Origin of the sequence: Pandoraea anapnoica (assembly GCF_902459765.1) — a bacterium.
GTDB lineage: Bacteria > Pseudomonadota > Gammaproteobacteria > Burkholderiales > Burkholderiaceae > Pandoraea > Pandoraea anapnoica.
Window position 1 is genome coordinate 14,389 of record NZ_CABPSP010000018.1, and the last position, 25,870, is coordinate 40,258.

The following is a 25,870-nucleotide window of genomic DNA, read 5'->3' on the forward strand; positions in this document are numbered from 1 at the left end:
GACGGACGCTGCGAGCCGGTCGCCCGCACATCCGCATCTTCGGAATTCATCCCGCCCAATTGAGCGTGACGAGAACGACACTGCCTTTCGGCCCCATAGACGACGGCTGCACGAGCGCACGGCCCGCCATCAGTTCGCCGGAGAATGTCTGTCCACGGAACTGCCATTGCGCGCGCACCCCGGCACCGGCGCCGATCAGCGTCGGCCATCCGGCTTCGGCCACCAGATGTGCTTTGCCGCCATCGAGGAACACATAGGGCTCCCAGCGCAGGCCTTGCCACACGGGTGCGTTGGCCCACACGGCCTCATTGCGGACGTAGAAGCCGCTGTCGCCCGCGATGCCGCCTTGCATGAAACCGCGCACGGAGTCCGTGCCGCCGAGGAATATCTGCGCATTGCCGAACAGGGCCACGGCGCTGTACTGGCCGGTGAGCGTGGTGCGCCACGTCCAAACCGTCGGGCCGATCTGCGCGAGCGGCATCTGGACGGTCGTGCTGGCGTCGAGCTTGGTGAACTGGGCGTGGGCGTCTTGCTTCTGAATGCCGTTGAAGTCGCGCGAGGCGTCGAGCCACGGCAAGCCCTGCGACACGCCGAGCGATGCCGTCAACGCACCGGGCTGGCCGTTGCGCGTGAAACGCCAGAGGCCGGAAACACCGACACGAAGGATCGTCAGGTCTTGCGGCGACAGCGCAATGTCGTTGACGTCGCGCTCGGTGGAGAGCTTCGTGAGGGTGACATCGAGACTCACTCGCCCCGAGGACGAGCGTCTGAGGACATTGTTCCAGCCGAAAATCTGACTCAGCGTGCGGCCGTAGAGCAACGCCGTGCCGCCGATGATCTGCTGGTATTCGGAGAGCGCTGCGGTGTAGCTGAACGTCTGAAAGCCGTAGGGCACGGCCGCCGATACGACGAGCGCGTTGCTGTCACGCGTGCCCACGTAAGACAGGCTCAGCGATTCCTGTAAGCCGATGACGTTCCCCGCCTCCACCGACGCGCGCGTGCGCCATTTGCCGGTCGCCGTGCTGCCGTAGTTGTCGAAGCCGACGTTGTAGTTCAGACGGCTACCGAATGGGTTCTGGATCGCCACGATCGACTCGCCCGCCGCCTGGCCGGGAAGAATCTGGATCTGCGCCTGATTGCGACGCAGACGGTTGATCTGGTCGACGCCTTGTTCGAGCGCGGGGAGTTCGAGGACGTCGCCGACCGATGCGGGGAAGGCCCATGCGGTGCCAGCGTCCGTCAGCAGGCCGCCGCCGTCGCCTTGTTTGCCGTCGCCCGTGGCTGAGGGACGCAACGCACCGCCGTTCAACGTGAAGCCACTGATGCGGCCTGCGACGATCGTGACTGCCAGCGTGCCGGACGACAGGTTCTGCGGCGTGGCGAGGTAGGCGCGCGTAGTGATGAGGCCGCGTGCGACGAAGGCTTCCGTCAGGCGGCGCATCAGTAAGTCGATGCGGCGCCGCCCGAGCGATTTGTGCAGGAACGGTGCGGTGATCCGGTCGAGTTCCGAGGCACTGAGGACGGTGTCGCCTTTGAAGACGATCCGGTCGATGCGAAACGTCGGCTCCGGGTCCGGTAGCGTGTCGATGTCGGCGTCTGCCGGGAGGTCCGGCACCTGTGGCGACGCCGCTGGCGCCACTTCGATCTGTGCGGGCTGACGGTCGAGTTCGCGCTGCAACTCGCGGCTGCGCTGCTCGTCGAGCAGGCGCTGCGCGGGGTCTTGTTGCGGCGTGATGCCCGCAGGAGTCGACGGTATCGGCGGCAACCCGGGGGGCGTTTGCGCGAACGCGTTGTGCACCGTGCCGACGACGACCATCAAGGATGCAGCCACGATGCGTGGGAGATAAGTGCGGCGCATCGTCATAGACCGAACCACGTCGTCAGACCGAGGTGCGTGCCGATCCTGACCGGGTCGCGATACGGCACGAAGGCCGTCTCGATGCCCTGCGCGGCGCGCACGCCCTTCGCCCCGGCGATGACACCGCCCTTGATCACGCCGCGCCCGGTCAGCACGACCTCACCGGAGGCCGCCGAGAACAAGCCGCCGTCGTTCTGCGCGTAGATCGCCGCCCAGCGATTGCCGAACCACGCCTTCAGGCCGCGCGTGCCGTTGTAGGTGGTGTACCCGAGCAGGCCCTGTGCGGTGACGAGTGGTGCGTCGACCGTCAGACTTCCGCTCCATGCGATGACGTTGCCGCCGATGTTCGTCGCGCTTTGTCCGGCGACGAGCGAAATGTTGCCCGAAGCCTGCATCTGGCCGCCGAAGGACGCCGTCGTGCTCGACGCCTCCGCCCGACAGAAGATGAAGCACGAGCGCTGGTACGACGCCTGGCCCGTCATGATCGCCTGATTGACGAGCGTGTTCGTCGCCGTCACGCGAATATCGCCGCCGTTGGTCAGCACGGTGCCGCCCGTGTTGTAGACGTTACGGCCCGAGAGGGTGACGTTGCCAGCGTCCGCAATGATGTAGGAAAGCTGACTCGGCGCAGGAAGCGAGCCGTAGTCCACGGAGAAGCCTTCGTCGCGGGTGGAGAAGAGCAGCCAGCGTCGGCCACTATTGGCGTAGGCGGTCGAGACGCCGCCGTTCGCGCCTTCGGTATGAGAGATGACGTTGCTGAGATCGCCTTGCGCCGCCATCGTGACCGACTGGTTCGATTCGACGCGCGCGTTCAGATTGACGATGTCGCGTGCGGCGCGCATGACGACGTCGTCGTTCACGCCGAAGACGACGCCAAACGCACCGCCCGGATTGGCGGGGTCCGAGGTGTTGGTGATCGTCCCGCCAGCGTTGAACGTGATTGCGCCTTCGGACGACGTCAATGCGCGATCGCGCGTGACGCCCTGAATCAGGCTGCTGATGTTCGTGATGTCGCCCTGAGCGTTGACGACGATGCCGCTGCGCGAGGACACGAGCGTCGACTGGATCGCGCCCGCGTTTGCCACGAGCACGCTGCCGCTGGACAGGTTGATCGACCCGCCGGAGAGGATCGATGCGCCGCGCATCGCGGTTTGTCCGCTCGCCTGCCATGACAGATTGTTGGCGACATTGATCTTGCTCGACGGGGCGAGGAGCACGTCGCCTGCGGAAGTCAGGGAAAAGTCGCCCGCGTTGGCCATCATCGCGCCCGCGTGACGCACGCCTGCGCCGAGTTCCGTCGTCAACAACTGAATCCGGCCGGATGTGATGCTGCCTGCGGGCTCGATGTCGAGCGCGATGGCGTTCGGGTTGGACTGCTGGCTGTTGGCCAACGTCACCCAGTCGTTGTTGTTATCGTCCGGGGAAAAGCTGGTGTTGAGCGAGACTTTGCTGCTGCCGGCGATGACACGCACATACGCCGTGGGCGATGAGAAGTCGTTGGTGATTGGTGCGCTGACCTTGACCGTCTTGGCGATGAGTTCCAGACCGATCAGTGTGCCGGCGAGCCCGCCGCCGGTGACTTCGATGGTGCCCTGGCCGGTGTTGAGCACAACGTTGCGCTGGTACAGGCCGGGGGCGACGAGAACGTCGTTGAACGACACTTGCCCGGTGCTGAGTGCGACGTGGCCGGTGTTGACGAACGATCCCCCGTTGACGGTGATGCCGTTCGGATTCGCAAGGATGACGTTCGCGCGCGGTCCGGCCACGGCGATCTGTCCCTGAATCAGGCTGGGCGCGGTTCCCGTCACTTCGTTGACGATGGTCCGTGCGTTCACCCCTGTGTTGTTAAGGGTTGCACCGGCGCGGTCGACGTTGAAGCTGGCGTACGTGTTGTGTGAGACGCCGTAGACGGGGGCTGCGATATTGACGTTCTGACGTCCGTCCGCGCCAACGGTGACGGAGGTTGCGGTGCCGCCATCCGGGACGATGCCCGCGGCATGGCAATGCGCGGCCGCAGCGAGCAAAGTCGCCAGGCCGTACCTCGATACCCGTTGAAACTGTCGAAACCGCTGAATCCCCGAACTGCGATTGCTGCGATTGCTGTGCCCGCCAATCCCGCCGGCCAACGGCGAGACTTCGCGCGTTGATTGCCAAGGCATCTGATCTTCGTTCTTTTGATTGTGATACTGCTCGCAACATCCGAAGGCCGCGTCGAACGTGACCCACGGTCACATCGTCTGCGTTCCCCGAAACGGCTGCTTGTGCGCCGGCTATCGTGATGTGCCAGCTTTGCGCAGGACGCCGCTCCCCTCGGATTCCTAACTGGTGAGAACCAGCCCAGACAGAGCATTACGGATCGAGATGTGGATTTCTTTAGGGTTTCGACATATTTATTTGTTTTATTTACTACGACGCATTTTTCGGGACGAATGCACGCGTCGAGCCACGACTCGATGCGTGCATTTATATCGAACTACATAGGATCACGTAGCTCATTGATTTTTTTGTGGATTTTTTGAATTGCAGCGGTCACTGCGAAGCCCGCTCAGATCGAGATCGTTGTGAAAGCAACGACCATTCAATATAAGAACCTGTTCCGATATTTAGGATTCCACGTAGTCATTGAGGTTTTATCAATGAATTGTGATCATGACGATATTGAGCAGAGAGGTCTGAAATGAACATCATGAAGAAAGTCCTGATCTGTTTCGCGACGCTGATGTGCTGCGTATCGGGCTCAGCCTTTTCGCAGAGTTGTGCAAGCATTGGCGACAGCGACCGTCGTGCTTATTGCTACGCCAGGCAAGGCAACGGAAGCTGCGCAAGCATCGGTAGCAGCGATCTGCGCGCGGAGTGCTACGCCGAGAAGGGCAATGGGAGTTGCGCGAGCATCGGCGACAGCGATCAGCGCGCGTACTGCTATGCCAAGCAAGGTAACGGAAGCTGCGCAAGTATTGGCAGCAGCGATTTGCGTGCGCAGTGTTACGCGGAGAAGAGATAAGAGTGCTGGAATTGGCTCGGGATATCGAGCCGTCCCGGCGTTGAAGGGACAGCGGCCTCTCGGCTCCTATCCCCCCCAGAAAGCACAAAGGGTTACGTGAAATCACGTAACCCTTTGCTTATTTGGTGCCGGCTGCAGGACTCGAACCCGCCACCTGATGATTACAAATCTCTGAAAAATCCTTTTCAAATCAATGCCAAACCCATGAAATCGCTCTACAAAGCGACAGCCGAGAGTGACTCGACAGCCGCGTCCTGTCAGGGGCCAAAAATCGTTTGTAGAACGGCGGCGATGCTCTGTCGGCACGGTACGCCGCGAACGTTTTCGAAGTCGGCCGACACATTTCGAGAGTCGACGCATCGAAAAATTTATTCGGAAGTTGCTGAAACTCAAGGCCCGACACTGCTGCGATGATGGATCTAGCCGACTTATCGGCTAGATCCACTCAAAGCACAGGAGACCTCGATGAGCATTTCAAATGACGGAAAGGGAACGGGCCGTGGAAATGGAGGAGATGGTGGATTTGACATCCCGGAGACACTGGCACGCGAGGGGCATGTCGTCTGGTTCTACGAACACAGGAAGTACCTGGGGTTCGAGTGGGATGAATCCGCGAAGGAGATTAGGAAAGCACCGGTTACCGACCCCGAGCATGCGATTTACTTCGACACGTTCGCGCACGCGGTAGTCTCATCGGACCGATTGGCTAGTCCCAGCGTCATTCTTTATTCGCCCGGCAAAGGATTGCCGCCGGAGGTGAAGGGGTAATTTGAATATGGCCCACCTTCCGTGGTGGGCCATCGAGGACGACTAGTCTTTCAACACTTTTCGAATCGCAGATAGATGACGCTCCATAAGCTCCGCATCAGTCTCCGGTTCCGCATCGAAGGCAAATTCGAGCTCCTCGTCCCGATGAGCGATTGCTCGCTCTTGGGCGCGGATCGCGCTCTGGTACCTCTGTTCATACCTTCGAGCGGCGATCTCCTCGCCCGTCAGAAGTAGGAGTGGCAGCTTGCAATGCCTGCAGTACCCGAAGTAGGCCGTGTCAATTCCGACCGCCGACCTGGAGTCAATCTGCTCGAAGTCGGCGATTGCTGAACGGCAATTGGGACAGTCTCGCTTCCGAGGCCGCAACTCGCCATCCTTGTTCGCCGCCCTCTCCATTCGCTGCTCACGCGTCCCACGCAACTTTGCTTCTCCCATGTTCGCTCCAAAATTAACTCGCGCCGCAGCGAGCATTTCAATCGGAGGCGCTCCCCTTTGCCGTCCTATGCCTCCACCACCCTTCGTAAACCTTTCCTGCTTTTATCCAGCCTTCCTTAGCGTCTCCAAGTCCCGAGCTATTCTGGCCAACGTGGGCGACGTATGGCCGTTCGCCTCATCCGTCTTTCCTGTCATCAGCCAATAGGCGTACTGAGGCCAGACGCGTCCAAGCGCCTCAAGCATGTCGTCACTTGCACGCTGCCTGCCTTGCACGACGTTTTGCCAGCGTCGCCCGCTGATTCCCGTGCGCGCCTCCATATCGACCCACGGCCGTCGTGGGTCTAGCTCAACGTCTGCCAGTTCTTTAATTCGCCCTCGCATTTCGGACTCATCCCAATCCCAAATTTTGCGCCGTCGACTAACATTTAGTCGCCAGCACATTTATATGTTTTGCTGTCCTTTTCCCGCTGGCTCACACATCCATTCGACTTGGAGTGCTATCGATGAACAGCAACCCAAAACTCACCATCACTTACGAAGATCTTGGGGACGGCATAGTCCGTACGTCGCTCGCCATTCACTCACCCTCTCGGCTTCATCCGCGTGAAGCAAGGATCGAGCAAGCAAGTCGTGCTTGGAAGGCAGTCCTCCGCGAGTACGGCGTGAAATACGAAGCCGATGCCTTCGAAATCGTCCCTTCCGACGCCAGCCGCCACTGAAGTTCCACTCACTCAAGGGCCACGCTATGACCAGCAAACAAAAGCTCACAATCCTCGACGTCACTCGACGCGAGGGCATATCCAGCAAGACCGGCCGTCACTACGACATGCGCATCGCGGAGTGCGTCCTTTGGCAGACCACGAGTGAAGGCGAAGACGCCGTGGTCGGCACGATCACGCTCCCCGATGCCCTCAAGGACGCAGTCAAAGGCGACTACCTCGGGGATTTCATCCTTATGCGGTCGATGGAAGGGCAGCTTGTTCCCCGCCTCGTCGCGTTGCAGCCCTACGGCGACGGCACCCGCCCTTCCGCACCGGTCAAGAAGCAGAAGCTCACCATCCTTAGCGTCGTCCGTCGTGAGGGCATCTCTAGCAAGACCGGTCGCCCCTACGACATGCGCACCGCGCAGTGCGTCCTCTGGCAAGCGACGCCCGATGGCGACCGCGCCGTTGTTGGCACCGTCCCGCTACCTGAAATTGCCAAAGAAACCGGCAAAGGCGAGTACTTCGCAGAGATGGCCATGGCGCAATCGATGGACGGCGCCCTAGTCCCGCGCATTGTAGCGTTGCAGCCCTACGTAAGTAGTACACGTCCGACCGCAACACCGAAAGCTGCGGCCGCTGCAGCCGCGTAATTTGCGTCATCTCATGTCGTCCAATTGAGCGACGACCACCTGTAGTTAAATCCGGCCCCCCGCCAGATTCTTTGCACCATCACCGCATGATTGCCGTGATGGGATTGGGGGTTGCGATGCTTCACCAACTGTCTCTTGATCTGTTCGGCGGCTTCTGTCCCGCTCGAATTAAGCACCGGCGTACGCCTCGCCCTCTCCCGATTACCGACCGTCCGTGGCGACAACTGCGCCTCAAGCTGCATCTGCGGCGTCTCATCAAAGCCGGTAAGGGCTTCATCTGGACGCGTCCTGACGGCATCCAGTTCGTCTGCAAAACCATGCGTTCGCTCATCGCGCGAATCATGGATTACGACGGCCATTTGATCCCCGCAAGCATCCGCGCCGCGATGAGCAAATCGCGCACGCGCCGGTAATTGCCGCAACCGCATAGGTCCCGATATGACAGCCCCCACGACCGAACTCATCAACCGCACCGTGACCGCCACAGACGGAACGTGTATGTGCATTGCGCGCGTCGGCGGACTCAACGTCCCCGATACCGAGCGCTTCGCCCGAATGCTCGAAGCAACCGCGCTGCTGTACGAAACCGTACAGGTGCTTGCCGGTGCGCTTGATCTCGCCTACGAGGCGCACGAACTGGCGCAACCGGCCTGCTCGAAGTTCGCGTGGCAGATCCTGAAGAACATCAATCGCGGGGGCTAACGATGAGGAATCAACCGACGCAGGTGCTGACCTGCAAGCCCCTTCGCAACTCGATGAAGGTCACACCGATGGACCGTCAGCTATGCCCGCCGGAAAACGGTCAGCAGTTCGCCGTCGCACGCGTTACCCAGGTCGCACTGGGCACCGACGAAACGCCGCTAGATGCCCCACAGATGGCGGGTTTCTGGACTTTGGCATTCACGATGGTTGTCGGGTTGTACGTCGTGAGTGCTCATTTGGGCGCAATTCTCGGCTTCATACGCCGGGGATAAGCCAGCGCGCCGGACGCACTCCGGCATCACTCGAAGGAGAAAACCATGAAGGAAAAGCTTGAACGTCTAAAGGCAATCGGAGGCCGTGCAGGTGTTGCCGCCGTGATGATCGCAACGCCGTTTGCAGCACATGCCGAAGCGGGAGGGGGTACTGGCGGTGTCGACCTTAGTGCGATGACCAATGCCATTAGCTTCACGAACGTAGGTTTGGCCGTCGTGTCTGTCGGGGCAAGCTTGGCGCTTGTTTACGTCGGCGTTAAGGGCGCGAAGATCGTACTCGGTTTCATTCGCGGTTGATGAACAGCAATTGAGGTAGGGAAGCGATCCGGACGCTTCCCTGTAACGAACTCCGAACCGCTCGTCTTAGTCTGCGACGCGACGGCAACGCCGATCAACGCAAACACTACAGCGGCCATTGGCAGAAACCAGCTACCCGGACGGTAGAACCATCCGATTAAGCAGGTCACGCAGCAAATGGCGGCCATCACTGCGAAGAACGCAATGCGAGCGTTATCTGCGATTTGAGAAAGATCAATCATTTCTGGAGGCTCCTATGCAGGTGGAATTAGCGAACCTTAACCAATTGATATTCGCGTTCGGCGTGTTGTGCTTGGCTGGTTCGGTTGGCGGCGCAATGGTCGGAACCATGCTTGTCGACGTATTCAAGAGCCACTCCGCCAAACAGAGAAATCAACCTACAAGAGAAGACGTCAGCTAGTTTTCGATTCGATCCGCAGCTTGTCGAATTAGCCCAATTTCTCGTGTGAAAAGGACGCGTCATGCCATCTCAAGAACTCTGGAACCTGACGTTTTTTGCGTGGGGATTGGTGTGCGGATGGGCGGTAGTTACGGGCTTGCGGGGGTGACAATGAAACGAATCACTCTTATCGCTCTCTGTTTCTGCCTCGTGGCAAGAAGCACCTCGGATGTTCAGGCCAATCCACTCGCTCGGGCCTTCACGACCCTCGTCATTAATCAAACCATCGCCCTCGTCACGCAAAAGGCCGTGCAAAGAGACGGAGTTAAACCCGACGACCCTATGTTGGATGAGACGCATAGAGCAATGTCATTGGTCGCGACCGAATATGCGCAGCAGAGTGTCAACGAACGATTCTTGATGGCGGCAAATGGCCCCACGTGGTTCGGGCTTGCGTCGGTGTTACTGGGTTCGCAGCTAGGCCAAATCGCTTCTGCCAAGATCGAAGACAAAAAGGTCACGATCAGCGCTACGCCTGACGGATCCGTTGAGGTTACGCATGAGTGGCACGAGCCTGCAGAAAAAGTTTGGGTGCCGACCTACACCGGCTCTACCAGTCCCGCAGCGAAACAAAGCCCGTGGGCCGCAGTCGCGGCAACTGGCGCTCGGGTGTATGCAGACCGGGATTGCGATACTGCGGAGTGCGCACTGTTTCCGAAAGAGTCATGGGGAAATCGCCCTCGGCCGGATGAACTGTATCGCGGGTGGTTCGAGCTCAAGAAGTCGAATATCGTCGCTTACGCGGAGAATTGGGCGCAGGTGAATGCATATTTGTTGGCTTATGCGCAAGCGGCACTCATTGACGAAGGAAAAAAATTTCGGAACCTGCATGTCGATGTTCCCGACCACAACAAAGAAAAAACGGGGTACCAATCCTATTTTCCTCAAGTGTCCTACGAATATGAGGAATGCAAGGATGTTGTCGAAAGGCGGCTCGACTTCTCCAATCCTGCTTGCACGAAGGAGCGGCAGGAGTCTCCCTCAGTTTCAAAGGATTATTTGTGCACGAGTGAGTACGAGACAAAGCAATGCGACTGGAAGTCATCCTTCGAGTCGTTTTCCTCGATATCACTTCCGTCCATATCTCGAGTCATTCCGACTTTTCGACCTGGGCCGCGAAAGGAGCGTGAGGTTTACGACTCGCTAGATGAGGCATTTGACGGACTAACAGACGACGAAAAGCGCCTAGAACTGAACCCCGGATTTGTCGCCAACGTTGCCAATGCTCTCGTCAGCAAAGCGAGTCAACGAAGGGATTACGCAGGTGTGCCTCACAGCGTAACGTCCCCGATCACGCCCCAGGACGTGAAGGCGCTGACAGATGAACGAGGGCGCGAACTGGCGCCGCGTGTCGTCGATGTTTTTTCTCGACCGATGGATGAGTATGAGCGCGTCGTGCCGATCAGCGTTTCCGTTGTCCCTGACCGCATTTGGCCTGGCACTCGCGTATGGCCAGGCGACCGTGGCGATCCGCGTGACAGGGAACGTCCATATGAGCCGGATCGGGAGCGTCCAGCGGACCCGCTATCGAGAGACGTCAATGTCGTCAACCGCCCCACCGTGGACATCGGCAACGCGATCACGGTGGACTTAGGCACAGCCCCGCAGGTCGCAACACCAACACTCGAAGATCCTCCTACGGCGGCCATGATCCTAGATCCAATCCTGAAGCTCGTGCCGGGCTTCAAGGACTGGAAGACGCCGAAATACAAAGCGCAATGTCCTCGCCCGTCATTTGAGCTATTTAGCACAATGATTCGCATGGACGCCATGTGCGATCTTGCGGAAAAATCGAGGCCGACGCTTCACGCGATCATGTTGACCGTATTCGTGCTCGCCGCCGTAGTTATTGTGCTAGCTGCTTGAGGAACCCCATGTCCAGCCTCTTTGCTTTCCTTCTTTCCGGCATTAACGTCGGGCTGCATTTTGTCTTCCGGGCTTTGATCGTCAAATTCGTGATCTTCTTTGCGCTTTGGTATGTAACGACAGAGTTTGTTCAGGTACTGACGAGTGCTGGTGTCTTGCCCAATCCGAATTCTCTATCAGGCGCATTCGTTAACCTGCCGTCGAGTGCATGGTATTGGCTCGATTTGCTTGCGATCCCACAGGGTCTTCCATTGGTGCTCGCTGCAATGGCGAACCGCTTCATCATTCGCCGTATCCCAATGCTGGGCTAACTCATGGCTATCAACGCGTACACGGGCTTGATGGGGTCCGGCAAGAGTTACGAGGTTGTGAGTAGCGTCATCGTGCCCGCCGTGATTGCCGGACGCCGCGTGGTGACGAACATCGACGGCATACAACCCGACCTCATTCGCGAACACTGCATTGACGTTCGCAAAGCCGACCCCGATGCATTGGGCGAAATCGTTCCGGTAACAAACGATGATGTTCAACGCGATGACTTCTTCCCTGACGAGACGAAGCCGGACGCTCAATCTGTTGTGAAGCCGGGGGATCTCGTCGCAATCGATGAGGCATGGAATTTCTGGTCTGTCGGAAACAAGCTTAAGCCCGAGCATATGCGCTTCTTCCGCATGCATCGTCATTATGTCCATCCAGAATCCGGCGTCGCGTGCGACGTGGCGTTGATGATTCAGTCGATTGGCGATCTGCATCGCCAGTTGCGCGCGGTAGTTGAAATCACATTCGTCACAAAGAAACTCAAAGAGTTGGGCTTGACCAGCAACTATCGCGTCGAGTTGTACGACGGGGGTAAGGTCACCAGGTCAAATCGAATCGATATCTTCACCAAGCGCTACAGCAAGGCGATATTCCCGCTGTATCAGTCATACGCTGGCGGAAAAGGCAAAGAGCGCGCGATTGATCGGCGCCAGAACGTTCTTCTCAACAAACGACTCTGGTTCACCGTAATAGGCATGATCGCCATCGGCACGATGAGCGTGCGGTTTTTAATCGGCTACTTCACCGGCGGTGTGACCGGTGCTACCACGCAGCAAACAAGGACAGCCGATATCACGTCGCCGTCGAGCGCCTCGGACTCTACCTCCGCGCCTTCCCTCAACCCGCCTGTGTTTAGCAGTGAATGGCGAATTGCGGGCAGCTACAGCGTCGGCAACGACCGCTATGTCGTCGTCGTCAACAATGATGGCCGCCTCCGTGTCGAGTCTCCTTCGGCCTTCTCGCTAGATGGAATCGCCCGGATTGGCAGTATTGATGACCAACGCGTGACGGTTTGGTCTGGTGGCAAGTCGTCGTCATACGCGGGGGATATGCAATGAGGCTCGCCCTGCTCGTCAGCGTGCTCGCGTTCTCGATGCCAGCGTATTCCAACGAAGGTAAGTCGACGCCGGCCCCAATCGATTTCACCGGTTTCGCCCCTGACGAGGAGTACTCGCCACTCGACTACTCGTCGCATCCGATGCTTGAGGCAGAACAGAAGCGCGCCGCGCAAGAACGGTCGCGCCGATCTCGTGCACAACGACCAGCGAATGGATCGTTTGATTTCCAGCTCGTGAGTGTCTCTCAGCTCGTCACACTGCTTTACGGGGAAGCCGTTAAAACACCGTATGTTATTGCTCCCGAAGTGCTTCAGGACCAACGTCTCGTCTCGTTCCGCTACAACACGAAGCACGGCGACCTGAAGGCATTCCTCTCGATGTTCCTGGACTCCCTCGGATTCGGTGTTGAAACACGATCAGGCGTTGATTTCGTCTTCAAGCGGCGGGACGTGGAAACCGCCGTCGAACCTGACCGCGATACCTTCGTGTATCACCCGCAGTATCGAGACACTGCATACCTCTCACGTCTGGCCAGCCCGCTATTTCAAGGGCGATTCACCGTCAATCGGGAAATTGCAGCACCGGCAGATGCACGCGTCGGCGGCGAAGTCACGCCTGGCTCTGCGGCTTCCTTGATCGACCAGCGAGGCGATACGCTCCTGTTCCACGGCACGCCTGCCGAAATTGCGGCACTCAAACGCCTGCTCCCCCAACTGGATACCCCGATGGGGGAAGTCAGCGTGCGCTCTGCTGCGTATGAGGTAGTCAACAGCACCGAACGCGGCTCGGCTTTTCAACTGGCGCTGGATCTTCTCTCGAAGGGACTCGGGATTGAGGTGACGATAGATGGCGACAAGTTCGGAAACGCCATCCGGTTGAAAGCCGGTGACTTCTCGACTGTCGTTTCGGCGCTCTCGAAAGACACGCGCTTTCAGGTCATCAACAGCCCGAACCTGCGTATTCGATCCGGAGCGAAGGGGCGACTTACTGTCGGCCAGAAAGTCCCCGTTCTGAAGTCTGTGAGCTATCCACGCGGTGGCGGTGAGCCTGTCCAGTCCGTCGAATATCACTCGTCCGGCGTCATCTTCGAGTTGGCCCCGACGGTCAAAGACCGAATCATCGATTTGCGCGTCACGCAGCAAATCAGCGACTTCGTGAAAACGACGACCGGCGTCAACAACTCGCCGACGCTAAACACCCGCGAAGTCAGCACCGAAATCAGCCTGCACGACGGTGATTTGATCCTCATGGGTGGGCTGACGACGAATAAGAGCACCGACAACCGCACAGGACTGGCCTTCCTGCCCCGCTTCCTCGATAGCTATAGCGATGCCGCGTCCAACACCGAAATCCTGCTCATGCTCCAGGTAGAGCGTGTGAGGGCGACTAGCGTCGGGAGTGTCGGCGCCGATGTCGACGCTGAGGATGCCCACGAGCCGAACCGCGAAGTCAGGGCCGATGACGCGCGGCCCAGCGCGCCCCGCGCGACCGAGCAGCGGGTAGCACTGCCGACGTCAGCCGAAGCGCCGACGTCGAGCACACATCCCCTCATTGAAAACCGCCTTGCCGTCAGTCCGGTGCGTGAAGTGGCAATGATGCAAGAGAAGGCGACGCGCCGCGCTGCCCCCGCCGCCCGCAGGGGCGAGGACGGCGGGGGCGCGCGAAGCGCGCCCCTAGATTTATATCAGTAACACTTAACGTACAAACACCCGGCAAGGCCCGCCAGCAAAGGCAAGAACACTCCCCCCGAAAAAGAGAAGGCCCCGAACGCAGCAACGAACGGGGCCAGCACATCAACACGACAATCAGGAGTTGCCATGCTTGAAAACAGTTTAGACGACTATCCCTTCCGCCGTGAATGGGTCATCGGGAGAAGGGACTTTGGTGAGGGCATGCAAGAGATCCACGCCACCCGATTTGATCGGTACATGCGCACTCAGTCGATGCACCTGATCCCCAAAGCAAAGCGAGGGGAATCGGAGAAGAAGGAGGATAACCGGCTGGTCGCCGCCAAGCGGGCAAAGCGGGAGGTCAGACTGCGCTGTAAGTCCATGCAAGCAGACAGGATGATTACATTGACCTACCGAGAGAATATGCAGGACAAGGAACGTCTTAAGCGCGACTACGACAAGTTACGCCGCCGTCTGGGGAAGCTTCAATACTATCAGTACATTGCCGTGCCCGAACGACAAAAGCGAGGTGCATGGCATATCCACATCGCCGTCAGAGGGCGACAGAACTACCGAGTACTACGTTCGATCTGGCGTTCTATCGTCGGTGCAGACAACGGCAACGTCGACGTTCGCAACCCGTTCCGCCAGAAGGGATTGCGTCACAAGCTGGCGGGATATCTGGGCAAGTACATCACCAAAGACTTCGCGGAACACAAGATGAACGAAAAGCGCTACTGGACCAGCAAAGGCATCACTGTGCCGGAGCGCCAGCCCATAGCGCACATCCTGTGCGATGACCCCGTTAAAGCCATCGTGATCGCGTTTGATGCGGCGGAGGCAGCCGGGGCAAGCATGGATCACTGTCAGGTTTACTGGAATCAGGATCTGGGATGCTTATGGTTGGCGACTCGGGAGAACTGAGATGGCGGATATGTTCTTATCTCCGCTCGAATTGGAAACACTGACCGGGCGCAAAATAAAGTCAAAGCAGGTGGAAGCGCTGCGCCGGATGGGGCTTCCTTTCTTCATCAACGCTTGCGGTCGCGCAATCGTCGCTCGCTCCTCCGTCGAAGGGAGGCCCGACTCCACGCGCGACGAACGATTCGGCGCACGTAGCAGTTGGCATCCTGCCATTATCGGGGGCTGACCCGTGGGACGCCGGCCGACAAAAAATCTCCACTTGCCGCCGCGCTTGCGGCTCAAGGAAACATCACGAGGCAAGACCTATTACTACTACGACATGGGCGGTAAGCCACGGCGATGGTTAGCGCTTGGTGGGGACTTTGTGGAGGCGCTTCGGCGATATGCGGACCTCGAACAAGGAAATCGAATAACGCAATCGCTCGTCACCTTTCGCCATGCCGCAGAACGCTATCTGAAGGAGGTTTTTCCCCATAAAGCTGTTGCGACTCGACGCACGAACGCGTTCCAGTTAGAGAGGCTCTATCAGTTCTTTGACTCCCCGCCTGCCCCATTGGACGAGATTAAGCCTATTCATGTTCGCAAGTACCTGGACTGGCGGAAATCATCGCCGGTTGCCGCCAACCGCGAGATCGCCCTGTTTTCCCACATATTCAATAAAGCCCGAGAGTGGGGAGCAACCGACCAACCGAACCCTTGTGCAGGAGTTCGCAAACACCGAGAGACAGGGCGAGATGTGTACGTCGATGACAGCCTGTATCAAGCAGTTTGGCAAGTAGCCGACTGCCCGTTGCGCGAAGCAATGGATTTGGCCTATCTAACAGGACAACGTCCTGCAGACGTGCTGAAAATGGACGAGCGAGAGGTTCGCGATGGAATGGTGATTGTTCGCCAAAACAAGACCGGCACACGTTTACGCATTGAAGTCGTTGGACAATTGGCCTTGCTCCTCGAACAGTTGAAGCGCCGAAAGATGAGCCACAATCCGCGATCGACACGGTTGATTGTTGACGAACGTGGCAAGCCGCTAGGGCAGTCCGCATTGCGATTCAGATTCGATCGCGCACGCGAAACCGCCGGAATTCCGAAAGAGGAATTTCAGTTCCGTGATCTACGTGCAAAGGCGGGCACAGATAAGGAAAGCACGAGTGATCTTCTCAGCGCCAAATCGCTACTCGGGCACGGCAGCGTTGCAATGACGGAGCACTACGTTCGAAAACGGGGTAGGAAGGTAACTCCCACAAAGTAACGTAGGAGCGGAGGCCTCGCTCATATCATCATTCGATGGCGATAGCACCAAAATGGTGCATTTTTGAACTTTGCGCGTAAGCAACGGTCGTTTATTGCAGATGCTGCATTTATTGCATTTGTAATTATCCTCAGCTAAGCTGGCCTCTGAGGGCCAGCTTAGCTGAGGCACCAGATTGTTTTTCGAGGATAAAGAACATGCGAACCGTAGACCGACTCCGTGAGGTCACACCCCCGCCGATGACGGGGCCCGAAGTTGAAATGGCACGAGTCGCGCAACGATGCATCATGGAAGCATTGGACCACTCCCGCGCCGCCACCATTACGCTAACCACAGATACAGGCGACCACCCCTCCGTAGCCTTGCCTCCAGCGGCATTGAAGCTAATTGGCCAGATGCTGGGGGCTGTAACGGAAGGGCGCACAATTATCCTGACGCCCGCCAATCGTGAATTCACCACAGTAGAGGCCGCAAATTTCCTTAACGTATCGCGCCCATTTCTTATTAAAGAAATTGAAGCAGGAAAATTGAAACACCGAATGGTCGGGACGCATCGTCGCATAGCGTTTGATGACCTTATGGCATATCAAACTGAAATGCGGAGCAAGCAAACAACTGCTCTAGAACGTATGGCAGACAATGCGAGCGAACTAGGGCTTGATTATTGATGGCAGGATACTCACGCTACACAGCCCTTCTTGATGCTTGCGTTCTATTCCCGGCGGCCACCACAGATGCGCTCATGAGCCTGGCAACTTCGGGGTTTTTTGCGGCAAAATGGACGCAAATGATTGAGACGGAATGGATCGAATCGCTCGAAAAGCAACGCCCCGATCTCAAAGGAAAGCTTCAGTTCCGGCGAGATTGTATGCGTGACGCGGTTCCCGACTGGGAGGTGCCGGAGACAGCTTGGCGCCCTCTCATCGGGAGCTTTGCGTTACCGGATCCTGATGACCGGCACGTTCTCGCGGCGGCCATAGCAGGCCACGCAGACTGCATTGTGACTTCGAACCGCCGTGACTTTCCGAATGCTATCGCTTCAGAGTACGGCATCGAGATAGTTGATCCGGACCGGTTTATCATTAACCAGTGGGACCTCGACTCCATTGGTGCGATGGCTGCGTTCAAACAAATGCGCGCTCGGCGCAAAAAACCAGAAACAAGTGTGGAAGATTTTGCGCAAGCGCTAGAACGTAGTGGCCTTCCATCGACAGCCCAACGCATACGCGAAGCGGGGGAGTTACTCTAACCTGCACCCCGTTCGACGGAGCAAGCGGCGAGAATTGTAGAACACCTACGCGATTGTAGAACAAAAAGAAAACGGGCCCCATCTCTGGGACCCGTTTCAGTATTTGGTGCCGGCTGCAGGACTCGAACCCGCCACCTGATGATTACAAATCAACTGCTCTACCAGATGAGCTAAGCCGGCGAAGTCGCGTAGTATAACCGATTCGTTGGTCACTGCGACTACCTGTCGGTGCGAAATCGCTCGATATTTTGCAGCTCGACACGACACCCGAAAGCCTCGCGTCTCACCGCCATCACGAATTACTTCACGACCTTCAGACGCGCACGTCCGCTGCCAGCCGCGCCATTACCGCCACCGGGACGCGTCGGATCCGGGTCGTCGCCTTCCGGCTCCTGCGCCGTCGGCACCGCTTCCAGCTCGGGGCTCTCGTCCGCAGACGCCTGCTTGTCGACCGGGAACGCCATGCCCTGGCCATTCTCGCGAGCATAAATCGCCAGCACGTTCGGCACCTGCACTTCCACCTTCTGCGAGATGCCGCCAAAGCGGGCGCTGAATTCAATCCAGTCGTTGCCCATCTGCAATCCGCTCGTGGCGTCGAAGCTGATGTTCAGCACGATCTCGCCATCTTTCACAAACTCGCGCGGAACACGCGTTCTGGCATCGACATGCACGGCCAGATACGGCGTGTACCCATTGTCGGTACACCACTCGTACAGCGCGCGCAGTAAATAAGGCTTGGTAGACGTTTCAGGCATATAACCAACTTATCCCGCCACGAAACCCGTTCGCCATTCCCCGGCAAACCTGCCTCGTCAGCGGGCATATCAACACATTAGCGACGCATAACCTTTTCAGACGGCGTCAGTGCTTCAATGTACGCCGGACGGCTGAAAATCCGCTCGGCATACTTCATCAACGGCGCAGCGTTCTTCGACAGTTCGATGCCGTAGTGATCCAGACGCCACAGCAGCGGCGCAATCGCCACGTCGAGCATCGAGAACTCCTCACCCAGCATGTACTTGTTCTTGACGAAAATCGGCGCAAGCTGCGTCAAACGATCACGAATCGACAAACGTGCCTTCTCGTGATTCTTTTCCGCTGCCTTGCCCTTCTCGTTCTCGAGCGCGCTCACATGCACGAACAGCTCTTTCTCGAAGTTGAACAGGAACAGACGCGCACGCGCACGCTGCACCGGATCGGCCGGCATCAGCTGCGGATGCGGGAAACGTTCGTCAATGTACTCATTGATGATGTTCGATTCGTACAGAATCAGGTCGCGCTCGACAAGGATCGGCACCTGACCGTACGGGTTCATCACCGCAATGTCTTCCGGCTTGTTGAACAGATCGACGTCACGGATTTCGAAATCCATGCCCTTTTCGAACAGAACCAGCCGGCAACGCTGGGAGAAGGGGCACGTCGTGCCCGAGTACAAAACCATCATAGCGCGTCTTCCTTAAAAACCAACGGGGCCGGGGCGGGAAACCGAGCTTCCCAAACCCTGGCCCCGTCGTACAGACGTTATTTTACTTCACGTCCTTCCAATAGGCCGAATTCAGGCGCCAGGCAAGTACCGTAAAGAGTCCCAGGAACAACAGAACCCAGACACCCAACTGCCGGCGCGTCCGCTGCGCCGGTTCCGACATCCAATCCAGATAAGATACCAAATCCGCCATAGCAGAATCAAATTCCACCGGCTTCATCGTCCCTTGAGTGATCTGCACGAACTGCGCCGGACCATGTTCCGCCCCCTCCGCATGCTTCAAGCCCCGCTGTCCCTGCAACTGCCAGAACGGGTTCGGCATGCCCACATTGGGGAATGCGACATTATTCCAACCGGTCGGACGGGAATCGTCCCGATAGAAGGTACGCAGGTAGGTGTACAGCCAGTCCGTGCCCTTGGCGCGGGCCTCGACCGACAGGTCGGGCGGGGCCGAGCCGAACCACTCCTTGGCGTCCGCCGCGCGCATGGCGACGGTCATCGTCTCGCCGATCTTGTCGGTCGTGAAGAGCAGATTGTTCTTGATCTCCACGTCCGATAAGCCCAGATCCTTGAGCCGCGAATACCGCATCGACGCCGCCGAGTGGCAGTTCAGGCAGTAGTTCACAAACAGCTTGGCGCCCCGCTGCAGCGACGCCAGATCGTCGATCCGGTTGGGTGCCGTGTCCAGCGCCCCACCCTCTTCAGCCAAAGCCGGCGCCGTGAAGCCACTCAGGAGCGCCAGGATAAGCAACAGTTTTCTCATCTCGATATCCCTAGTCGTCGTTTGAGTGCGCTCAATGCGCCGCGAAGGTCACGCGCTCCGGCACCGGCTTGAAGGTGCCGCGCTTGCTCCACAGCGGCATCAGCCAGAAGAATCCGAAGTAATACAGCGCGCCAATCTGCGAGATGGCCGTCTTCACGGGCGTCGGCTCCTGGATCCCCAGATACCCCAGCACCGCAAAAACAACGACGAGAATACCCAGCAACACCTTATGGAATCCCGGACGGTAACGAATCGACTTCACCGGGCTATGGTCGAGCCACGGCAGGAAGAACAGCGTCACCACCGCGCCGCCCATCACCACCACGCCCCAGAACTTCGCCTCGGTCAGGTACATCGCCAGCAGCAGCAACACCACGCCGCCCGACGCAGCCACCTTGGTCGTCACTGCCGCCTTGCCCTTGATCCACCAGACCGCCGTGACCAGCACCGCAATGCCCATCAGCAGATGCTTGAAGTCATCGGTCGTGGCGCGCAGCATCGAATAGAACGGCGTGAAATACCACACCGGTGCGATGTGCGGCGGCGTCTTGAGAGGGTCCGACGGGATGAAGTTGTTCGCTTCCAGGAAGTAGCCACCCATCGTCGGCGCAAAGAACACGATCGCCGAGAAGACCATCAGGAACACGCCCACGCCCATGATGTCGTGAACCGTGTAGTACGGATGGAACGGAATCCCGTCGAGCGGACGGCCGTTGGCGTCCTTCTTGTCCTTGATTTCGACGCCGTCCGGATTGTTCGACCCGACTTCGTGCAGCGCAATGATGTGCGCGACGATCAGCCCGATGAGCACCAGCGGAATCGCAATCACGTGGAACGCGAAGAAGCGGTTGAGCGTGGCGTCCGATACCACGTAGTCGCCGCGAATCCAAAGCGACAGGTCCGGGCCGATGAACGGAATCGCCGAGAACAGGTTCACGATCACCTGCGCGCCCCAGTAGGACATCTGGCCCCAAGGCAGCAGATAGCCCATGAACGCCTCGGCCATCAGGCAAAGGAAGATCAGGCAACCGAACACCCACACCAGCTCGCGCGGCTTACGGTATGAGCCGTAAAGCAGCCCGCGGAACATGTGCAGATACACCACGACGAAGAACATCGAGGCGCCCGTCGAATGCATGTAGCGGATGAGCCAGCCCCACGGCACTTCGCGCATGATGTACTCGACCGAGGCGAACGCGAGGGTGGCGTCGGGCTTGTAGTTCATCACCAGGAAGATGCCGGTGAGAATCTGGATCACCAGTACCAGCATGGCCAGAGAGCCGAAGAAGTACCAGAAATTGAAGTTCTTGGGCGCGTAATACTCGGATGCGTGGTCTTTCCAGAGCTGCGTGAGCGGAAACCGGCGGTCGATCCAGCCCAGCAAGCCCGTCGTGTCGACTTGTTTGTCGGCGGCCATTTACGCTTCTCCTTTTTCGTCTTTACCGATCACGATCCTGGTGTCGCTCAGGAACATGAAACGAGGAACGTCGAGATTCTTTGGCGCCGGCTTGTTCTTGAAAACACGGCCAGACATATCGTAGGTCGAACCATGGCACGGGCACAGGAAGCCCGGATCCTGGCCAAGGGCCGGGATGGTATTCGCCACATAGGGACCGGAAGGGATGCAGCCGAGGTGCGTACAGACGCCGACGACGACGAGCAGATCCTTATGCTCGACACGCGTGCGGAACTCGTTCTTGGCGTAATCGGGCATCGGAAAGGAAAACGTTTCCTTGGAGTCCGGATCGGCCAGTTCGGCGGTCACTTTGGACAGCGAAGCCATTTCGTCCGGCGTGCGGCGTACGATCCACACGGGAAGGCCGCGCCAGGAGACCGTCATCTTCTCGCCGGGCCGCAGCCCGCTGATGTCGGCTTCGACGGGCGCCCCGCCAGCCTTGGCGCGCTCCGAGGGTTCGAGGGAACTGACGAAAGGAACCAAGGTTGCAACGCCGCCTACGCCTCCAGCTACGGACGTTGCAATCAAAAGGTTCCGGCGGTTGCTGTCGACGGCACGATTCTGATTGTTACTCATCACAAGCCCCACACGGTTGAATTTGTATTTCCGTCAACCTTAAATCATACGCGAGCGTAAATGCCTGAAACAACGGCAAAACGCCCCTGTCTCCTAGTGGTTTTCGCGTATTTTCAAAGGATTAACGTACCCTGCGGGTGGCTACCGCCCACCCGGGGTTTCGCTTTTGGGATGCTGCTCGAGAACCGCTATCATCGCCGCTTTCGTTGACGCGTGCACGACATTTAGTCATCATTTTCCTTGTCTCGCCCCGGTGACATCGTGCGTGACGGCGATGCTCCCCTGGCCACTCATTAAAACAGCGGAGGAATGGCATGAGCTTCATGTCGGAATTCAAGGAATTTGCCGTCAAAGGCAATGTGATCGATCTGGCCGTCGGTGTGATCATCGGCGGGGCCTTCGGCAAGATCGTCGATTCGGTCGTCAAAGACCTGATCATGCCGATCGTCGGCGCGATCTTCGGCGGACTGGACTTCTCGAGCAAGTTCATCCTGCTCGGCACCATCCCGCCAGACTTCAAAGGCAACCCTACGTCCTATGCCGACCTGACCAAGGCCGGTGTTGCCGTGTTCGGCTACGGCAACTTCATCACCGTCGCCCTGAACTTCCTGATTCTGGCGTTCATCATCTTCATGATGGTCAAGCAGATCAACCGCCTGAAGCGCCCGGAACCGGAAGCCCCAGCCGCCCCGGCACCGACCCCGGAAGACATTGTTTTGCTGCGCGAAATCCGCGACAGCCTCAAGAAGCAGAACGGCTAAACCTCACTTTGCTCTGCCGGCCCCCGTCAATCGGGGGCTTTTTGCGTTCTATGCCATATAATCACCAGTTAACTTTCTCCCTCGCGCCGTCGTCCGACAACCGACCTTCCCATCGGAATTAAGGCAGTAACTGAGCTGCGAGGGATTGCCCCTCCTATCGCATCAGGAAACAACAATGAAAGCAGTCATTCTTGCGGGCGGCCTGGGTACACGCATCAGCGAGGAAACCTCTGTGCGCCCCAAGCCCATGGTTGAAGTTGGGGGCAAGCCGATTCTATGGCACATCATGAAAATCTATTCCCACTACGGGATTAACGATTTCATTATTTGCTGCGGCTATCGAGGCTACGTCATTAAGGAATACTTCGCCAATTACTTCCTTCACATGTCGGACGTCACGTTCGACATGTCGAACAACCGAATGGAAGTCCATCAGCGTTATGCCGAACCGTGGCGCGTCACCCTGGTCGATACGGGCGAAGCCACGATGACCGGCGGGCGCTTGCGGCGCGTTCGGGAATATGTCGAAGGCGATGACGCGTTTTGCTTCACCTATGGCGATGGTGTGAGCGATGTCGACATTGCACGCCTGGTCGCCTTTCACAAAGAACAGAAGGTTCTGGCGACCCTGACGGCCACCTATCCCCCGGGTCGCTTTGGCGCGCTGGATATTCACGACGATAGGGTTTCAACATTCAAGGAAAAACCCAAGGGCGACGGAGGCCTGATCAACGGCGGGTTTTTCGTGCTTTCTCCGAAGGTTATCGACCTCATTGATGGGGACGAGACGATTTGGGAACAAAAACCGTTGGAGATACTTGCGGCGCGCAACGAATTGGCCGCATTCGCGCATGAAGGCTTCTGGCAACCAATGGATACGCTCCGCGACAAAACGCATCTCGAAACCTTGTGGGCTTCCGGCGACGCCCCTTGGAAGGTGTGGGAATGAAACCGGCTTTCTGGCAAGGCAAGCGCGTTTTCCTGACCGGACATACCGGCTTCAAAGGAAGCTGGCTGGCGCTTTGGCTGCAACGCTCAGGGGCGGTCCTGACCGGCTACTCACTCCCACCCGCCACAAATCCCAGTTTGTTTGACGTCGCCGAAGTCGGCACCGGAATGACCTCGATTTTCGGCGACATCAGAGACCCGGCTGCGCTCGACGCCGCAATGCAGGCGGCTCAGCCCGAAATCGTCTTCCATTTGGCGGCACAGCCGTTGGTGAGGTATTCATACGTCAATCCCGTGGAGACGTACTCGACTAACGTCATGGGACTTGTGCATTTGTTTGAGGCAATCCGAAAGACACCTTCGGTCCGGGCCGTCGTCAACGTGACGAGCGACAAATGCTACGAAAATCATGAGTGGGTTTGGGGATACCGGGAAACCGACGCCATGGGAGGCCATGACCCCTACAGCAACAGCAAAGGCTGTGCTGAACTGGTCACGCAGGCATATCGAGACTCATTCTTCGGCGATACTTCCCAGGTCGCACTCGCGAGCGCACGGGCAGGCAATGTAATCGGTGGCGGCGATTGGGCACTGGATCGCCTGGTCCCCGACATCATTCGAGCCATTGAAGCAGGACGTCCGGTCCAGATCCGAAGTCCCGAATCGATCCGGCCGTGGCAGCACGTGCTCGAACCGCTATCCGGGTATCTTCAACTCGCCGAACGGCTGTTCTCCGAAGGGGAAGCTTTCGCGCAAGGCTGGAATTTCGGCCCGGGTGACGCCGACGCGAAGCGCGTCCAATGGATCGTGGAGCGCCTCGTCTCCGAATGGGGCGATGGCGCAACTTACGAGATCCACACCGCCGGCGCCACCCATCATGAGGCCCGTTATCTCAAGCTGGATTGCTCGAAGGCTGCGGCGTTGCTCGACTGGACACCACGCTGGGACCTCAGCACAACCCTAACGCGAATTTGCGAGTGGCACAAAGCCCTGCGTACCGGAGCGGATATGCGCGCTGTCACACTTTCGCAGATCGACTCATTCGAAAAAGCGCGCCCCGCGCTCTAGAACCCAAATGAACAACGACACCCGCAAACAACAGCTGCGAGAAAGCATCGCAGCTCTGGTCGACGAATACGCGTCGATCGCCCTCACCCCTTCCGCGTTCGAACCGGGGCAGACCATGATTCCGCCGTCGGGAAAGGTGATCGACGGCGCCGAACTCAAGAACATGGTGGAAGCGTCGCTCGACGGCTGGCTCACCACAGGCCGATTTAACGACGTTTTCGAAAAGCGCCTGGCGCAGTATCTGGGGGTCAAGCACTTGCTGACCACGAATTCCGGGTCTTCCGCCAATCTGCTCGCGTTCTCTGCCCTCACGTCGCCCAAGCTGGGCAGCCGAGCAATCGGCAAGGGGGACGAGGTCATTGGCGTAGCTGCCGGCTTCCCCACGACCGTCAATCCGATCCTACAGTTTGGCGCTGTCCCGGTGTTCGTCGACATCGACATTCCGACTTACAACATCGCACCGGAAAAAATTGAAGCCGCCATAGGCCCGCGCACAAAGGCCATCATGCTGGCACATACGCTGGGCAATCCGTACAACCTACAGGTCGTTCGCGAAATTTGCGATCGTCACGGACTTTGGCTGATCGAAGATTGCTGTGACGCATTGGGTTCACGCTACGACGGCAAGCTCGTGGGCACGTTCGGCGATATCGGCACCCTGAGTTTCTACCCGGCGCATCACATTACGATGGGCGAAGGCGGCGCGGTATTTACCAACGATTACGAACTCAAGCAAATCATCGAATCGTTCCGCGACTGGGGCCGGGATTGCTACTGCCCGCCGGGCAAGGACAACACCTGTGGAAAACGCTTCTGTTGGAAACTCGGCAATTTGCCCGAAGGCTACGATCACAAGTACACCTACTCGCATCTCGGATACAACCTGAAGATCACCGACATGCAGGCGGCATGCGCTTTGGCACAAATGGACAAGCTCGACGGCTTCATCCAGGCGCGTAAGGACAATTTCCAGTACCTGACCGAAAAGCTTGCCGGATGCGAGGAGTTTCTGATCCTGCCCAAGGCCACCGAAAATAGCGATCCGTCATGGTTTGGCTATCCGATTACGCTGAGTGAAGCCGCAAATGTGCAACGCGTCGAATTGCTGCGTTACCTGGATCAGGAGAAGATCGGGACGCGCCTGTTGTTCGCCGGCAACCTGACTCGCCAGCCCTATATGCAGAACCAGCATTATCGAGTCTCCGGCGACCTGACGAACACCGACATCGTCATGAACAACACGTTCTGGCTTGGCGTCTATCCGGGTCTATCGAAAGCTATGCTCGACCACGTTGCCTACCATTTGGAAACGTTCTTTGGCGTGAATTTCTGAC

General features: G+C 58.2%; 28 protein-coding genes and 1 tRNA gene. 21 read left to right on the forward strand and 8 right to left on the reverse strand.

Going from position 1 to position 25,870, the window contains the following annotated elements:
• Positions 1 to 46: 46 nt before the first annotated feature.
• Positions 47 to 1,816 carry a ShlB/FhaC/HecB family hemolysin secretion/activation protein gene (locus PAN31117_RS23880; protein WP_246189243.1) on the reverse strand — a complete coding sequence of 590 codons (1,770 nt, stop codon included), beginning with the start codon at positions 1,814 to 1,816 and terminating at the stop codon, positions 47 to 49.
• A 44-nt stretch (positions 1,817 to 1,860) separates the two neighbouring features.
• A complete protein-coding gene (locus PAN31117_RS23885; protein WP_150740405.1) occupies positions 1,861 to 4,017 on the reverse strand; it encodes a filamentous hemagglutinin N-terminal domain-containing protein in 2,157 nt (718 codons plus the stop codon).
• A 527-nt stretch (positions 4,018 to 4,544) separates the two neighbouring features.
• On the opposite strand from PAN31117_RS23885, the gene PAN31117_RS23890 reads away from it, so the two are divergent.
• The 17 genes from PAN31117_RS23890 (at position 4,545) to PAN31117_RS23970 (ending at position 17,481) form a co-directional block, all read left to right on the forward strand.
• Positions 4,545 to 4,859, forward strand: a complete 315-nt coding sequence (locus PAN31117_RS23890) for a hypothetical protein (protein ID WP_217429718.1) — start codon at positions 4,545 to 4,547, stop codon at positions 4,857 to 4,859.
• A gap of 465 nt (positions 4,860 to 5,324) precedes the next feature.
• Positions 5,325 to 5,627, forward strand: a complete 303-nt coding sequence (locus PAN31117_RS23895) for a hypothetical protein (protein ID WP_150740406.1) — start codon at positions 5,325 to 5,327, stop codon at positions 5,625 to 5,627.
• A gap of 938 nt (positions 5,628 to 6,565) precedes the next feature.
• Complete coding sequence (locus PAN31117_RS23900) at positions 6,566 to 6,781, forward strand: hypothetical protein (protein WP_150740407.1); 216 nt, start codon at positions 6,566 to 6,568, stop codon at positions 6,779 to 6,781.
• 26 nt (positions 6,782 to 6,807) lie between these two features.
• A complete protein-coding gene (locus PAN31117_RS27760) occupies positions 6,808 to 7,416 on the forward strand; it encodes a hypothetical protein (RefSeq protein WP_306440205.1) in 609 nt (202 codons plus the stop codon).
• Positions 7,417 to 7,502: 86 nt separating this feature from the next.
• Positions 7,503 to 7,829 (forward strand): hypothetical protein, encoded by a 327-nt coding sequence (locus tag PAN31117_RS23910; RefSeq protein ID WP_246189239.1) that lies wholly within the window; start codon positions 7,503 to 7,505, stop codon positions 7,827 to 7,829.
• 25 nt (positions 7,830 to 7,854) lie between these two features.
• Positions 7,855 to 8,118 carry a hypothetical protein gene (locus tag PAN31117_RS23915; protein ID WP_150740408.1) on the forward strand — a complete coding sequence of 88 codons (264 nt, stop codon included), beginning with the start codon at positions 7,855 to 7,857 and terminating at the stop codon, positions 8,116 to 8,118.
• 2 nt (positions 8,119 to 8,120) lie between these two features.
• Entirely contained in the window at positions 8,121 to 8,390 is a 270-nt protein-coding gene (locus PAN31117_RS23920) for a hypothetical protein (RefSeq protein ID WP_150740409.1), read from the forward strand.
• A gap of 45 nt (positions 8,391 to 8,435) precedes the next feature.
• Complete coding sequence (locus tag PAN31117_RS23925) at positions 8,436 to 8,687, forward strand: hypothetical protein (protein ID WP_150740410.1); 252 nt, start codon at positions 8,436 to 8,438, stop codon at positions 8,685 to 8,687.
• Positions 8,688 to 9,258: 571 nt separating this feature from the next.
• On the forward strand, positions 9,259 to 11,013 hold the full coding sequence (locus PAN31117_RS23930; RefSeq protein ID WP_150740411.1) for a hypothetical protein: 1,755 nt from the start codon (positions 9,259 to 9,261) through the stop codon (positions 11,011 to 11,013).
• An 8-nt stretch (positions 11,014 to 11,021) separates the two neighbouring features.
• Complete coding sequence (locus tag PAN31117_RS23935; protein ID WP_150740412.1) at positions 11,022 to 11,324, forward strand: DUF2523 family protein; 303 nt, start codon at positions 11,022 to 11,024, stop codon at positions 11,322 to 11,324.
• 3 nt (positions 11,325 to 11,327) lie between these two features.
• Positions 11,328 to 12,389, forward strand: coding sequence for a zonular occludens toxin domain-containing protein (locus tag PAN31117_RS23940; protein ID WP_150740413.1), 1,062 nt, complete (start codon positions 11,328 to 11,330; stop codon positions 12,387 to 12,389).
• On the forward strand, positions 12,386 to 14,080 hold the full coding sequence (locus tag PAN31117_RS23945) for a type II secretion system protein GspD (protein ID WP_174991103.1): 1,695 nt from the start codon (positions 12,386 to 12,388) through the stop codon (positions 14,078 to 14,080). The genes PAN31117_RS23940 and PAN31117_RS23945 overlap by 4 nt, the downstream gene beginning before the upstream one ends.
• A 126-nt stretch (positions 14,081 to 14,206) precedes the next feature.
• Positions 14,207 to 14,983 carry a rolling circle replication-associated protein gene (locus tag PAN31117_RS23950; RefSeq protein WP_174991104.1) on the forward strand — a complete coding sequence of 259 codons (777 nt, stop codon included), beginning with the start codon at positions 14,207 to 14,209 and terminating at the stop codon, positions 14,981 to 14,983.
• 1 nt (position 14,984) lies between these two features.
• On the forward strand, positions 14,985 to 15,209 hold the full coding sequence (locus PAN31117_RS23955) for a DUF4224 domain-containing protein (protein ID WP_150740414.1): 225 nt from the start codon (positions 14,985 to 14,987) through the stop codon (positions 15,207 to 15,209).
• A gap of 33 nt (positions 15,210 to 15,242) precedes the next feature.
• Positions 15,243 to 16,232, forward strand: a complete 990-nt coding sequence (locus tag PAN31117_RS23960) for a tyrosine-type recombinase/integrase (RefSeq protein ID WP_306440206.1) — start codon at positions 15,243 to 15,245, stop codon at positions 16,230 to 16,232.
• A gap of 197 nt (positions 16,233 to 16,429) precedes the next feature.
• Complete coding sequence (locus PAN31117_RS23965) at positions 16,430 to 16,900, forward strand: excisionase family DNA-binding protein (RefSeq protein ID WP_150740415.1); 471 nt, start codon at positions 16,430 to 16,432, stop codon at positions 16,898 to 16,900.
• Positions 16,900 to 17,481, forward strand: coding sequence for a PIN domain-containing protein (locus PAN31117_RS23970; RefSeq protein ID WP_150740416.1), 582 nt, complete (start codon positions 16,900 to 16,902; stop codon positions 17,479 to 17,481). Before PAN31117_RS23965 ends, PAN31117_RS23970 begins: the two co-directional genes overlap by 1 nt.
• Positions 17,482 to 17,585: 104 nt before the next feature.
• On the opposite strand, the gene PAN31117_RS23975 is transcribed toward PAN31117_RS23970, so the two are convergent.
• The 6 genes from PAN31117_RS23975 to petA form a co-directional block, all read right to left on the reverse strand.
• Positions 17,586 to 17,661: transfer RNA gene (locus PAN31117_RS23975), tRNA-Thr, on the reverse strand.
• 119 nt (positions 17,662 to 17,780) lie between these two features.
• On the reverse strand, positions 17,781 to 18,236 hold the full coding sequence (locus PAN31117_RS23980; RefSeq protein WP_150740417.1) for a ClpXP protease specificity-enhancing factor: 456 nt from the start codon (positions 18,234 to 18,236) through the stop codon (positions 17,781 to 17,783).
• Between the two features lie 77 nt (positions 18,237 to 18,313).
• Entirely contained in the window at positions 18,314 to 18,925 is a 612-nt protein-coding gene (locus tag PAN31117_RS23985) for a glutathione S-transferase N-terminal domain-containing protein (RefSeq protein ID WP_044457268.1), read from the reverse strand.
• An 82-nt stretch (positions 18,926 to 19,007) separates the two neighbouring features.
• Positions 19,008 to 19,727: a cytochrome c1 gene (locus tag PAN31117_RS23990; RefSeq protein ID WP_150740418.1), complete on the reverse strand. Its 720-nt coding sequence runs from the start codon at positions 19,725 to 19,727 to the stop codon at positions 19,008 to 19,010.
• A gap of 31 nt (positions 19,728 to 19,758) precedes the next feature.
• A complete protein-coding gene (locus tag PAN31117_RS23995; RefSeq protein ID WP_150740419.1) occupies positions 19,759 to 21,144 on the reverse strand; it encodes a cytochrome b in 1,386 nt (461 codons plus the stop codon).
• Positions 21,145 to 21,759 carry a ubiquinol-cytochrome c reductase iron-sulfur subunit gene (petA, locus tag PAN31117_RS24000; protein ID WP_150740420.1) on the reverse strand — a complete coding sequence of 205 codons (615 nt, stop codon included), beginning with the start codon at positions 21,757 to 21,759 and terminating at the stop codon, positions 21,145 to 21,147. It lies immediately after the preceding gene.
• A 314-nt stretch (positions 21,760 to 22,073) separates the two neighbouring features.
• On the opposite strand from petA, the gene mscL reads away from it, so the two are divergent.
• The 4 genes from mscL (at position 22,074) to rfbH (ending at position 25,869) form a co-directional block, all read left to right on the forward strand.
• A complete protein-coding gene (gene mscL / locus PAN31117_RS24005) occupies positions 22,074 to 22,520 on the forward strand; it encodes a large conductance mechanosensitive channel protein MscL (RefSeq protein WP_039393586.1) in 447 nt (148 codons plus the stop codon).
• A 175-nt stretch (positions 22,521 to 22,695) separates the two neighbouring features.
• Positions 22,696 to 23,469, forward strand: coding sequence for a glucose-1-phosphate cytidylyltransferase (gene rfbF / locus PAN31117_RS24010; RefSeq protein ID WP_150740421.1), 774 nt, complete (start codon positions 22,696 to 22,698; stop codon positions 23,467 to 23,469).
• On the forward strand, positions 23,466 to 24,536 hold the full coding sequence (rfbG, locus tag PAN31117_RS24015; protein ID WP_150740422.1) for a CDP-glucose 4,6-dehydratase: 1,071 nt from the start codon (positions 23,466 to 23,468) through the stop codon (positions 24,534 to 24,536). Before rfbF ends, rfbG begins: the two co-directional genes overlap by 4 nt.
• A 7-nt stretch (positions 24,537 to 24,543) precedes the next feature.
• Complete coding sequence (gene rfbH / locus PAN31117_RS24020; RefSeq protein WP_150740423.1) at positions 24,544 to 25,869, forward strand: lipopolysaccharide biosynthesis protein RfbH; 1,326 nt, start codon at positions 24,544 to 24,546, stop codon at positions 25,867 to 25,869.
• The last annotated feature ends 1 nt before the right edge of the window (position 25,870 follow it).